At 37.6% G+C, this 13,588-nt stretch carries 10 protein-coding genes; all 10 read right to left on the bottom strand.

The window, feature by feature from the left end:
• Positions 1–23 precede the first annotated feature (23 nt).
• Positions 24–635, bottom strand: a complete 612-nt coding sequence (locus G5B98_RS00440; RefSeq protein WP_196086836.1) for an acetyltransferase — start codon at positions 633–635, stop codon at positions 24–26.
• Between the two features lie 2 nt (positions 636–637).
• Positions 638–1,789 carry a LegC family aminotransferase gene (locus G5B98_RS00435; RefSeq protein ID WP_196086835.1) on the bottom strand — a complete coding sequence of 384 codons (1,152 nt, stop codon included), beginning with the start codon at positions 1,787–1,789 and terminating at the stop codon, positions 638–640.
• On the bottom strand, positions 1,776–2,966 hold the full coding sequence (locus tag G5B98_RS00430) for a UDP-N-acetylglucosamine 4,6-dehydratase (protein ID WP_196086834.1): 1,191 nt from the start codon (positions 2,964–2,966) through the stop codon (positions 1,776–1,778). Before G5B98_RS00430 ends, G5B98_RS00435 begins: the two co-directional genes overlap by 14 nt.
• A complete protein-coding gene (locus G5B98_RS00425; RefSeq protein ID WP_196086833.1) occupies positions 2,963–4,651 on the bottom strand; it encodes an ABC transporter ATP-binding protein in 1,689 nt (562 codons plus the stop codon). Before G5B98_RS00425 ends, G5B98_RS00430 begins: the two co-directional genes overlap by 4 nt.
• The gene (locus G5B98_RS00420; RefSeq protein ID WP_196086832.1) at positions 4,644–5,690 is read right to left on the bottom strand and encodes a GDP-L-fucose synthase family protein; all 1,047 of its coding nucleotides are present in this window, start codon (positions 5,688–5,690) and stop codon (positions 4,644–4,646) included. Before G5B98_RS00420 ends, G5B98_RS00425 begins: the two co-directional genes overlap by 8 nt.
• Positions 5,691–5,693: 3 nt before the next feature.
• Complete coding sequence (gmd, locus tag G5B98_RS00415) at positions 5,694–6,836, bottom strand: GDP-mannose 4,6-dehydratase (RefSeq protein WP_196086831.1); 1,143 nt, start codon at positions 6,834–6,836, stop codon at positions 5,694–5,696.
• Positions 6,837–6,839: 3 nt separating this feature from the next.
• Positions 6,840–8,210, bottom strand: a complete 1,371-nt coding sequence (locus G5B98_RS00410) for a mannose-1-phosphate guanylyltransferase/mannose-6-phosphate isomerase (RefSeq protein WP_196086830.1) — start codon at positions 8,208–8,210, stop codon at positions 6,840–6,842.
• A gap of 111 nt (positions 8,211–8,321) precedes the next feature.
• Positions 8,322–9,209: a DNA-binding protein gene (locus tag G5B98_RS00405; RefSeq protein ID WP_196086817.1), complete on the bottom strand. Its 888-nt coding sequence runs from the start codon at positions 9,207–9,209 to the stop codon at positions 8,322–8,324.
• A 66-nt stretch (positions 9,210–9,275) separates the two neighbouring features.
• On the bottom strand, positions 9,276–11,549 hold the full coding sequence (metE, locus tag G5B98_RS00400; RefSeq protein WP_196086816.1) for a 5-methyltetrahydropteroyltriglutamate--homocysteine S-methyltransferase: 2,274 nt from the start codon (positions 11,547–11,549) through the stop codon (positions 9,276–9,278).
• Between the two features lie 536 nt (positions 11,550–12,085).
• Complete coding sequence (locus tag G5B98_RS00395) at positions 12,086–13,582, bottom strand: C69 family dipeptidase (RefSeq protein WP_196086815.1); 1,497 nt, start codon at positions 13,580–13,582, stop codon at positions 12,086–12,088.
• Positions 13,583–13,588 lie beyond the last annotated feature (6 nt).

Raw genomic sequence — 13,588 nt, 5'->3', positions numbered from 1 at the left:
AAAATTCCTTTAAAATTCTAGTTTTATACCTTTATAAAAGCGTTTTGCTCCAAGCTTCTCATCACACTAGTTCCGCCACCTATGATAGAATTTTTACCTATCACTATATACTCTTTGCTAGTTGCATTGCTACCAAAGAATGTCCCATCCTGCACGACAACGCCGCCATTTACCACACTTGCTGTTGAGATATGGCAGTGATCGCCGATAGTTGCGTCATGCTCAACAAGTGCTTTTGTGTTTATGATGCAGTTTTTGCCGACACTTGCACCAGCGTTGATCAAGGCATGATGCATCACAACCGTTCCCTCACCTACACTTGCGTGCTTTGAGATATACGCAAGTGGCGAGACTATGGTTGGAAGTATAAAACCTATCTCTTTTAGTAGTGCAAAGAGCCTTTTTCTAGGCTCGCGACTTTTTATCTGACCAACCGTCACCACAGCATTTTTGCATGATTTAAAAACCTCAGCCAGATCATCATCGCTACCGATGATCTCATAGCCAAGTACATTTTTTCCAATATTTTCTGCCGTATCTATGATACCAATTATATTAAATTTAGCTTCGCTCTCGATGGCATCTATCACACTTTTGCAGTGCCCGCCACCACCTACTAAAACTACATCTTGCACGACTAAACTCTTGCACTACTTGGGATATTTACTATCCTATCACTTAGAAATTTAGCATTTTTTAGCTCATCTCTTTGGCAGCCCTTAAACATATCAAGCTCATTCATAAGTTGCCAGATAGGACGGGTAAAAACACCATTTTCATTACTAAATTTCAAAAACTCATCTCGTTTTTCATGGCTTTCAAACAGCACCGCATTTAGCCAAAAATTTGACCTAGCGTTCGCTGGCTCATCTATAAATTTAACATCATCAAATTTAGAAAAATACTCTTTATAGATCATCGCTAGCTCGCGTTTACTCTCTAAAAATAGCTCTAAATTTTCTAGCTGTGCTACAAGCAAAGCTGCATTTAAATTTGGTAGGCGGTAGTTGTAGCCGATCTCGCTGTGGCGGTATTCAAAAGGATGTGGCACCTTGGCCGTTGTGGTGATAAATTTAGCGTGCTTTGCTATCTCCTCATCGTTTGTGACAATAGCTCCACCACCCCCGCTTGTGACGATCTTATTGCCATTAAAGCTCATCGCTGCAAGCTTGCCAAAATTCCCTGTATGAGAGCCTTTGTAGTAACTACCAAGGCTCTCGGCGCTATCTTCTACCAAAACGATATTCCAACGCTTGCAAATTTCAGCTATCTCAACTATCTTGCAAGGCAGTCCAAAAGTATGCATAGGAACGCAGGCACGCACTATCCTGCCGCTAGTTTTATTTACACAGTTGCCCTCTTTTAGCTCGCAGTTTTTCTCCAAAAACGCACTAAGTGACGTTGGCGACATACCAAGCGTGTCAAGGTCAACGTCCACGAAAACTGGCTTTGCAAAAAGATAGCTAATGGCGTTGCAAGTAGCTATAAAAGTAACTGGCTGGGTAATCACTTCGTCATTTTGCTCTACGCCAGCTAGCTTTAGGCATATGTGAAGCGCAGAGGTGCCATTTGTCGTAGCAACTGCAAATTTTGCTCCGACCATTTGAGCTAGCTTGCTTTCAAACTCATCTACAAATTTACCGACACTTGAGACAAAGCTAGAGTCGATGCATTCAAGCAGATATTTTTTCTCGTTGCCTATAAATTTAGGCTCGTGAAGTGGGACTTTGTCCTTGCCAAAGGTGCTTTTTATAAAGTTCAAAACCTCGTCAAAATCACATTTTCTCATCGAGATATTTTCCTGTTTCTTTATGCATAAAATTTGGTATGAGCTCGAAAACTTCGCGTAAAACGTCCTCTTTGCTCCATGTCAAGCTTGATTTTAAATTTAAGATATTGTTTTTAAAAATTTCTAGCTTTTTGCTGTCAAAATTTGCATCATTTTTGACTATGCCGATATTTTGAAGTCTTTGCATATCAAGTCTCTCGCCGTCAACAAAAAACTCCTCGTAGTCCTTCTCTCCAGTCGTGTCGCTAGGCGCAAAAAGACAAGGGTAAAAGCCATCTTTTGGAAGCACTTTTGCAAGCTTTCTGGCCTCCTCCTCATTTTCACACAGAAACGGCTCATAGCCTAAATTTGCTAAGTATCGCTTGGCTATCTCGCTAAATGTTATGAGATCTAAATTTTCATCTAATTTTGGGAAAAATATATCTCTATTTTCGCCAAAAATAGTACTTAAAAGGCAGAGTTCACCACTCTCTTTTGGCGTTAAAAAGTAACGCCTGACATCGTTTGGGGCGACTATAGGCTGAGACTTTTCTATGCGCTTTTGAAAGCCAAAAAGAAGCGAGCCGTCGCTAAATGCTACGTTTGCAAATCTAGCCATTGAGACATCAATATCTAAAGAGTGTCTAAACGCAAACATCTCCATGATGCGCTTGCTAGCTCCCATTAGATTTACAGGGTTTGCAGCCTTATCGGTGCTAACGCAGAAATATTTTTTTGACTTCAGATCACAAGCTTGGGACAGCATTTTGTCGGTGTTAAAGATATTTGTTTCAAGCATCCTCATAAGCGTAAACGGATCTTTTTCGCTTCTAACATGCTTTAGTGCTGATAAATTTAACACATAGTCAAATCCACCACTTTGTGCTAAAAGTGCATCAAACTCGGCACTTGCAACATCTATGGCAAAAGTTTTAAAGTCACCATTTATATATCCAAACTCGCTTCTTATGTCACGTACTAGCTCGACAAGGTTGTTTTCAGAGATGTCGACGACGTAGAGCTTTTTTGGATCTCTTATAAAGATCTCTTTTGTCACGGCAGAGCCTATAGATCCTGCCCCACCGATAACTAGAAAGCTTGAGCTTGAAACTATCTCTTTTAGGTCTTTATCAAGTGCATTTATATCATCCTCAAAGAGATTTTTCGTGCGTCCTATTAGTCTTAAGATATTGTTCATATTATTTTTCCATTAGATAGCATTATCTTCCTATCACACCTTTCAATTGTACTTAATCTGTGTGCAATTATTAATAATGTCTTATCTTGACTTATTTCATATATCTCGTCCATTATTTTTGCTTCTGTTTTGTTATCTAAAGCACTTGTTGCTTCATCTAATACTAAAATTTCGGGGTCACTATATAGAGCTCTAGCTATTCCTATTCTTTGTTTTTGTCCGCCACTCAACTGAATTCCACCATCTCCAACCAGTGTGTCTATCCCTTCTTTTGAGGATAAGAAATCATATATATTAGCCTTCTTTAAGACTTTTATTATTCTTTCTTTATCATATTCATAGCCAAAAGCCACATTTTCTCCGACTGTACCATCAAAAAGATATATCGATTGCGGTATATAGCCTACTTTTGATCTATAAGATTTTATATTATCAGAAGTTAATTTCTTGCCATCTATGATTATTTCACCACTAAGAGGTTTATATAATCCGATAATTAAGTCAACTAGTGTGGACTTTCCACTCCCACTCTCTCCTACAAAAGCAACTTTATCGCCTTTATTTATAGTTATATTGATATTTTTAAGAACCTTTTTATTTTTATTATATTCAAAGCTTATATTTGTTAACTCTATTTCGTTTTTAAAATCTATATAATTTTCACCTTCTACTTGTGGAGTATAGCTAAGATCACTATATACAATATCAAGAGAGTTAGATAAAAATACAAGAGTATTGTAGTTAGAAAGTATTCTATTTAAAGCAGGAAGAATTCTATACAAAGCTAGAGCATACATAGAAATAATTGGCAAAACAAAGTTTGCATCATTATATTTAAAAAGAACGTAGACAACAATTCCTATAAGAACACCAAACCCAATCGTTTCTAAAGAGAGTCTAGGTAGTTGGCTTAAAGTATTGCTTACAATATTGGCTTTTGCATAGCCATAGCTTATACTAGAAAATTCACTATAAAGTTTTTGTTCATTCTGTATAAGTTTTATAATTTTAAAATTTCCAAATGTTTCATTTAAAATTTTATAAATTTTTGATTGCATTGTTGATCTTCTGGATCCTTCCTTCTCTATCTTTTTTTTTAAAAAAGATATCAAAAAAAACACCTTTATTCCTAGAAGAATTGTTAAAATTAGAGTCATTCTCCAGTCCATTAAAAGCAATAAGACATATAGCAGCAACACTGTAAAAAACTCTGAGAAAATCAAAAGTAAACTTTGCATATAAAAAGAAAGATTTGAAGCTTCATTTATGATAGTTTTTATTAATTCTGCACTATTTCTTTTTACGAATCTTTTATAAGGTAAATTTATATAGTTTTTAAAAAGTCTAAAAGCAAAAATATGAAATCTTCCAAATGCAAATTTATTAAGCAAATAATTATAAAATACCAAGTAAAAAGCTCTAAAAATATAAAAACATATTAATAAAAGTCCAAAAAATATCATAAAATTAGTAGTAGCAGAAAAGTCAAAAAAGTCATAAATTTTTTTTGAATATTCGTTACCAACTATTTTTGATGGATCTGATGCTAAGGTAATAAACGGCATAATAGCAGATATTCCAACGGTTTCAATAACCGACAAAAAAATACTCATAAAAATCAAAATAATAAAATTTTTCTTTTCTTGTCTTGTTGTTATTGCTAATAGCTTTTTCAAATTAGTCATTTAAATACCACTCATATAGTGTCTTTAATCCATCTTCAATCTCTACTTTATGTTTCCAACCAAGAGAGTGGAGCTTTGAGGGATCCGTTAGTTTTAGTATCGTGCCATCAGGCCTGTTATCATTAAAATATAGCTCTCCTTTAAAGCCAATTATATTTTTAACCAAATTTGCTAGCTCTTTTATAGAGATATCTTTGCCAGTTCCTATATTTATATGCGTATTTCTTATCTCTCTGCTATTTTTGTCATGAGTATCTTTAAAGTCTCTATTTTCCAGTAAAAATACGCAAGCATCAGCCATATCTTCTGAGTGTAGAAACTCTCGTCTAGGCTCTCCTGTGCCCCAAATTTCTACTCTGTCTTTTGAAATACCAAATTTACTAAGATAAGCCATAGCCTCATTTATATCTTTTGTTTTTAAATCTTTTACCACTGCATCAAATTTTTCTTCACTTAAAAGTTTTGCTAGGTGTATCTTTCTTATAAGCGCTGGTAATACATGCGAGGTTTCTAGATCAAAGTTATCGTTTGGACCATATAAATTTGTAGGCATAACAGATATAAAATTTGTACCGTACTGCAGATTATAGCTCTCACACATCTTCATCCCGGCTATTTTAGCGATCGCATATGGCTCATTTGTGTATTCAAGTGGAGATGTCAAAAGCGCATCTTCACTCATTGGTTGTGGGGCATTTTTAGGATATATGCAAGTACTTCCCAGAAATAATAGTTTTTTTACCTTATGCACATAGCTTTGATGGATCACATTATTTTGAATTTGCAAATTTTCATAGATAAAATCAGCTCTATACGTGCTATTAGCCACTATTCCGCCGACCTTTGCAGCAGCTAGCACCACATACTCAGGCTTTTCTTTTTCAAAAAACTCATAAACTGCTTTTTGATCCATTAGATCAAGCTCACTATGAGTTCTTGTGATTATATTTTCATAGCCTTTTGATTTTAAATTTTTCACTATAGCAGAGCCTACTAGTCCTCTGTGTCCTGCTATATAAATTTTGCTATTTTTATCCATTTCTTACTCGAAATAGCTCATTGTCTCATATCCGCCATCTTTTAGATAGAGATCTTTTGTCATGAGCTTTAAGTCCGATTTCATCATATCATTTACTAGGTCTTGAAGGTTAAATTCTCTCTTCCAGCCTAGCTTTTTCTCTGCTTTACTCGGATCTCCAAGTAGCAAATCAACCTCCGTTGGCCTAAAATATCTTGGATCTACGCAAACCACAGTTTGTCCGATATTTAAATGTGATATATCTAAATTTAACTCTTTTGCTTTTTCAAAATTTAGTGAGTCCACGACTCCTACCTCATCTACGCCAGTCCCTTCAAATCTCAAATTTATACCAGCATAAGCAAATGCAAATTTTACAAAATCTCTAACTGCTGTTGTTTGTCCAGTTGCTATCACCCAGTCTTCTGGCTCTGGAGCTTGCAGTATCATCCACATCATCTTCACATAGTCTTTTGCATGACCCCAGTCTCTTTTGGCATCTAAATTTCCAAGATAAAGCTTGTCTTGAAGCCCAAGCGCTATCTTACTAGCTGCCCTTGTGATCTTTCTAGTTACAAATGTCTCACCTCTAACTGGTGATTCGTGATTAAACAATATACCATTACAAGCAAAAATGCCATAAGCCTCTCTATAATTAACCGTTATCCAGTATGCATACATCTTTGCGACTGCATAAGGGCTTCTTGGATAAAATGGAGTCGTTTCGCTTTGCGGCGTCTCTTGCACTTTTCCGTAGAGCTCAGATGTAGAGGCTTGGTAAATTTTAGTCTTTTTCTCAAGCCCTAATATCCTTATAGCTTCAAGCAATCTAAGAGTACCTGTACCATCAGCATTTGCGACATATTCTGGTGTCTCAAAGCTAACATGCACATGGCTCATGGCAGCTAGGTTATAAATTTCATCTGGCTGTACTTCTTGAATGATCCTTGTTAAGTTCATAGAGTCTGTCATATCACCATAATGCAAGAAAAAATTTCTATTATCAACATGCGGATCTTGATAGAGATGATCTATTCTATCTGTATTAAAAAGGCTCGTTCGCCTTTTTACACCATGGACTATATAGCCTTTTTTTAGTAAAAATTCTGCCAGATACGATCCATCTTGACCAGTTATACCAGTTATTAATGCTACTTTTTTATCCATAAATCACCTTTTAAAATCATCATCTAGGCGAATTATATCATCTTCACCTGTATATTCGCCTACCTGAGCTTCTATTAAAACCACAGGAATTTTTCCTTCATTAGACAGCCTATGAACTTCACCCATTTTTATATAGATAGACTCATTAGGACAAATGAGTCTAGTTGTCTCACCTATCGTCACAGTGGCACTTCCTGATAGTACTATCCAGTGCTCATTTCTATGAAAATGCTTTTGTAAGGATAGTCTTTTGCCAGGTTTTACCTCTATTATCTTTATCTTATAACCATCTTGATTTTCAAGGACAGTATAGTTTCCCCAAGGCCTATTTGTCGTAACATGGGCATTACAAAGCTCAGAGCTCTCCTCTTTTAAAATTTCTACTACATTTTTTACTTTTTGGCTAGAAGATTTTTTAGATATTAAAAGAGCATCTTTTGTATCAACAACAGTTAGATCATCGACATCTATCAAGGCTATTTTTTTGCCACTAGATAAAACTAGATTGTTGTGAGAATTTATCTGTAAAAGATCGCTATTTATTGTATTACCATTGATATCTTTTTGTAGCTGCTCATCCAAACTATCAAAGCTTCCAAGATCACTCCAAGGTGCATCTAAAGCTACCATTTTTACAATACCAGACTTTTCCATCACAGCATAGTCTATACTATTTTGTGGGATATTTTGCATATCGGTAGTGTCTATTTTAATATCAAATTCGTCTTTTTTTGCATTATCAAAAGCTACTTTACATGCTTCAAGTATCTCAGGAGCAAAAGTTTTCATCTGATCCAAGAAAACGCCTACCTTAAAGACAAACATACCTGAATTCCAGTAGAAATTTTGATCTTTGAGAAATTTCACTGCCCTTTCATAGTCTGGCTTTTCATAAAAAGCCTTCACATCACCATTATAGCTCTCTATATATCCAAATCCTGTCTCAGGCGACCTTGGCTTTATGCCAAAAGTAACCAAAAAATTTTGCTCTGCCAGCTCCTTTGCGGCTTTTACGCTTATGTGGTATGCTTTAATCTCTTTTATCAAATGATCCGATGGCGTTACTAAAACAATCTCATTTAAATCAAGTGCAAGGCAAGCTAGCGTGATCGCTGGTGCAGTATTTCTACCAACTGGCTCGAGCAGATATTTAAAATTTGTGATATTTAAATTCTCTATCTGATCCATCGCCAAGTAGTAGTGATCGGTATTTGTAATTACAAATGTATTATCACAAATTTCGCTATTTCGTAGTGCAGTTAGCTGAAAAAGTGAACTATCGTCAAATAATTTAATAAATTGTTTTGGCATTAAAGTCCTGCTAATAGGCCACAACCTCGTACCAGAACCACCACATAATAATATATTTGTCATAAATTTTATCTACTTTAAAATGAGCTTAAAAATCTTATATAATTAAAGCTAAAAAAGACTAAGAACTTACTAAAACCATCTAAAATATAAGTTTTGATAGCTTTTAAACTATCAAAACACCTCTCTCATCTTATGTGTTAGCTCCAAGCTCGCTTCTATCTCGGCTCTTTTTGCCATTACACTTTCAACATTGACGCCGATATTTATACCAAACTTTTTAGCAAATTCATAAAGCTCTGCGAAATTTTCAAGGCAAATTTGCGATCCTGTGGCTAAAAAATCATCACTCTGAAGCATTCTTTTTTCGCTCTTTTCATCAACGCTTATGCCAAGCCACTTGATAAACTCTAGCGTTTTTGGCGTGCCACAAGTCGTAAATGTCAAAATGATAGGCAAATTTAACCCACTTTTTACTACGCTTGCTAGTAAATTTTTAGCCAAATTTATATCAAAAACCGCCTGCGAGATGAAAAATTTTGCTCCCATTTTGGCCTTTTGGCTCATCCTTTGCTCTTCATCTCTCTTTTTGGCGTGCCTCTCAGCTATGCAAACACCGCCTACTACAAGCTCTTTAAACTCATTTCTAGCGATCTCATAAGCACGCTCTAGGCTCATTTTAGGCTCTACTTTGCCAGAAGCAACGCCAACAAAAACATTTATATCGCTACTACTTTTGGCTAAATTTGCTCTAAATTCACTCTCATTATATTTGTTCGCGACCCTATAAAAGATGCTTGGTGTCTTTAAATTTAGGTATTTTGAGTAGTAAATTTCAGGGCTTAATGTATCGCTAAATTCAAAAGTTCGCTCGCTTTTTATGCGGCTACTTTCATCTTGGATCTCGTAAAGTACCAAGCCATCAGCCTGCACATCTGTAATCCTCTTGTCCCATTTTGCAGCGATCTCTTTAAGCTTCACCTCGTCAAATTCAGCCTTTGGAGGCGTTAGGCCATAAAGCACTATACCACTTTCATTGTTTATGATCTTATCTTTTAACATTTTCTAACTTTTTTTGAAATTTAAACGGAGTTTAGCGCCTAGGCTTACTAGACGCTAAAATTTGGATTATAGACCTCTTACGATCTTGACAGCTTCTACCATGTTTTTAAGGCTTGGCTCGACCTCTTCCCATTTTCTAGTTTTTAGGCCACAATCTGGGTTGATCCAGAGCTGCTCTTTTGGCAAGACTTCAAGCAGAGCTTTGATCTGAGCGACGATCTCCTCGACACTTGGCACGCGTGGGCTGTGGATGTCGTAAACGCCAGGTCCGACCTCTTGTTTGTAGCCAACGGCTTTGAAAATTTTAAGTAGCTCGTTGCCACTTCTTGCAGTCTCGATACTGATAACATCAGCATCCATTGCCTCAATAGTCTTAATAATATCGTTAAATTCAGAGTAGCACATATGCGTGTGGATCTGAGTTTTTGCTTCAGCCGAGCTTACTGAAAGCTTGAAGCAATCAACAGCAAATTTCTCATAAGCTGGGATATTTTCAGCTCTTAGCGGATAACCCTCTTTAAACGCTGCCTCATCGACTTGGATCACTCTGATGCCCGCATTTTGAAGGTCTGCGATCTCGTCATAGATACAAAGTGCAAGCTGTTTTGCCACCTCACTTCTTGGAAGATCGTCACGCACAAAGCTCCAGTTTAGCATAGTCACAGGACCTGTTAGCATGCCCTTCATTACGTGTTTTGTGATGCTTTGAGCGTATTTCATCCACTTAACAGTCATCGGCTCTGGGCGGCTTACGTCACCAAAGAGAAGTGGTGGCTTGACGCAGCGGCTACCGTAGCTTTGTACCCAGCCATTTTGGCTAAATGCGTATCCGCTGATCTGCTCGCCAAAGTACTCGACCATGTCGTTTCTCTCTGGCTCGCCATGTACTAGCACGTCTAGGCCGATATCTTCTTGGAATTTCACGCAGTGATCGATGTATTTTTTGATGCCAGCTTCATAAGCGGCTGCGTCGATCTCGCCTTTTTTAAAATTTTGGCGAAGTACGCGAAGATCAACCGTTTGAGGGAAGCTGCCTATCGTTGTTGTTGGTAAGATACCGTATTTTAGCGTTTCGCGTTGGATCTTGATGCGGTCTTCAAATTTCTCGTCACGCTCAAATTTGCTTAAATTTTTGATACGTTTTTGAACGCTTTCAGAGTGGATGAGCTTTGAAGTGGCGCGGGTTTTAACAGCATTTTTATTTTCTTCGTAAATTTTAGCCTCAGCATCATTTAGCTTCTCGCCGTTTGCTAGTTTTGTGATGATCTTGATCTCATCAAGCTTCTCAACCGCAAAGCTTAGCCAGCTTTTGATCTCTAGATTTAAATTCTCTTCATATTTTAGAGTGTATGGCACGTGTAGAAGTGAGCATGAAGTGCCGATGTAAAAGTCTTTGCCGCCTATTTTTTCTGAAATTTCACCTACAAGTTTTACTTTTTCATCGATGTTGCTTTTCCAGATATTTCTGCCATCGATCACGCCAGCAAATAGCGTCAAATGGCTATTTTTGATAGTCTCAAGGACTTCGAAATTTCTCTTACCGTGGATGAAGTCAAGAGCGATGCCGTAAATTTTAGTTTTAGCCACTTCGCTAACTGCCTTGATCGCATGCTCAAAATATGTCGCAAATACGATTTTAACATTATTTGCAACGCCCGTTAGCTCGTTGTAAACCTTTGTGATAAGTGGTAAAAGTAGCTCTTCGTTTTTATCAGTTACAAAGATCGGCTCATCAAACTGCACTAAAATTTCATCATCAAGCTTAGAAATTTGCTCAAGTAGCTTTTTGTACTCGCCTACAAGCGTGTCAAGGTGCTTAAATGGGCAACTGCCGTCAGTCGTCTTTGAAAGAGCCAAAAATGTGATAGGGCCGATCAAATTTACCTTACCTTTTACGCCGTTAGCCTTAGCCTCTTTGTACTCATTTAAAATTTTGTCCGCTTTTAGGCTAAATTTACTCTCACTGCTAAGCTCTGGCACGATGTAGTGGTAGTTTGTGTTAAACCACTTTGTCATCTCCATTGCAACACCATTTTTGTTACCTCTTGAGCAAGCAAAATATTGCTCCGAGCCGCTTAAATTTGCAAATCTTGGAGGTGTAGCGCCAAAAGCGATGATGTTATCAAGCATTAGGTCGTAAAATGAAAAATCATTAACGCTAATAGCCGAAATGCCAGCGTCTTGTTGATATTTCCAGTGTCTTTGGCGAAGTGTCTTTGCAGTCTCTTGCAAATTTTCTTCACTAAAGCCCTCTTTACCAGCCCAAAAGCCCTCTAACGCGCGCTTTAACTCTCTTTTCTCTCCGATTCTTGGAAAACCTAAAACATAACTTTTTATCATTTTTATCCTTTTTAAATTTCTATTTTTAATTAAAACTGTGTAAAGCACAGCCACCTTGAATATTTTTATGTAGGTACAAGGGGGCTAGAATTACGAAACCGCCCCCTTATCCCTACAACCCAAGCCCCCAGCACGTTCAATGTTGTTGCGCTGCGCACAAGTCTGGATCACACCACATGCGGTGGATGACACCCGCTTCTTCTTAAACTAAAGTAAAATTTATAAAAAACCCTGCTAAAAAGGTCCTTGCCAAATTTCAAACACTGCTTAGCTTTGCTATTAAAAATGCAGTTACAATGCAACGGACCTGATAGCAAAAATGGATTTATATCAATGTGAAAAAATGTGAAATTATTTAAAAATTTACGTGTTTTTTGAAAATCGCTGATATGTTTTTTGCCGAGATTAATGAGCTTTACGCATGGGACAAGGCATCAGCGTTTTTCCTTTGTAGTGAATTTTTGTCGCATTATAAACGCTCTTTGCCAAATTTTTGTTTAAAGTCTGGGCGCTACTAAATTTCACGCCCAGAGTTTTTAGTCTTTTTTGCCTTTATTTAGGGATTTTAACTTAGCGTCCATATCAGCTGTAAGCATAGTAAAGACTTTGTTTGTAAGATCTTTAGTTAGATCTTTTGCCTCTTGCATTGTCTTTTGGCTAAATTCATTTAGGAGTTTGTCCGCTTTTTTCTTATCTTTTTTGTAAAGTTTTACGTACTCATCTTCAAATTTAGCTTGTTTTACCGCCAACTCTTTTTCAAATTTAGCGTAGGCCTCTTTTACCACTGGCGAATACTTCTCATAATCAGTCATCACAAGGGTTTGAAGCTTTCTATAAACCCAGTATATCGAAGTATCATCAGCGTCATAAGAGCCATCAGAGTAGCCTTTTATAAAGCCATCAAGCCCCTCGTAATACGGCAAATAAACGCTAAGATCAGCCATGCCAAGAGCGACGTAGGTCACACGGCCGATCTCTTTTGGTAGCCATGGGCGCACCTGCATGACGTGAGACTCGTATGTTCTAAAGACGCTTATGGCGCGGTAGATGTTTTTCTTATCTTCGTCTTTGCTAGCGTAGTTATCAAACGCAGTGCCGTTGTAGTGGGCTCTCATTGCAGCTTTTAGATCTTCAACACTTAGTTTTTTCTCTGGTTTTAAAAATACTGGAAATTTCTGACCATCGGCGAAGTCTTGTTTTAGACTTGGGTTAAACATGCTTTGCACCCAGCAAACGCGTGGATAGTTGTAAGTCACATCCCTCTCATCGTCCCTTGTATAGGCCTTTGTGAAGTTAAATTCGCCATCTTTTGCAGGATCATAAGTCTTGTTATCTATTGCAAATTTGATCACATCTTTTGCGCCCATAAAATTTGGATCGTTCTCTTTATAGTTTTGAAGGCGACCTTGGTTTGCAGTAACGAAATACTCATCTTGCGGGATCTTTGAAGCGATCCATTTGTGGCCTGTACCAGTCTCAAAGTACCAAAGCTCGTTTGCATCAATAAATACCACACCAAAGCCCTCACCAGCGCCTTTTGTCTCAACTATCTCGCCAAGGAGCTTAACACCCTCTTTTGCACTCTTCATACGTGGCAAAAGCACGTCTGGGATATCATCCTCTGTGATGCCACTCTCTTCGTTATATGGATCGATCTTTAAAAGCTCGTCTTTTGCGTAGATGGTCTCAGTGCCACTTAGTCCAACGCCAGCCTCATTGTAGCCGACCGCTCCGTGAAGTTTTGTGTGAGAGTTTGCGATGGTTGTGTATCTCATGCCATCTTTTGGAAGTGGATATGTAAAGTCATTTGCGCCGTCATGTGCCTTTGAGCTATGCATACCAGTTTGATTTTTTGTGGCCGGATGGATCAAAAAGACTTGTGCCTTTACAGCCTTACTATCTGCACTCCTGGCAACCAGCATGGAGCCGTCGTTTGAAGCTTTATCTCCTACTAAAATGGTAGTGCATGCCAAGCTACTTGTGCCTAAAATCGCACTCATAGCAACAATTGATGCAAGAATTTTGCCTTTCATTTTTAC

The organism is Campylobacter concisus, assembly GCF_015679985.1.
GTDB classification, from domain to species: domain Bacteria; phylum Campylobacterota; class Campylobacteria; order Campylobacterales; family Campylobacteraceae; genus Campylobacter_A; species Campylobacter_A concisus_AC.
Note: the sequence above shows the minus strand (reverse complement) of the source record. Positions and strands in the feature narration are given on the sequence as shown.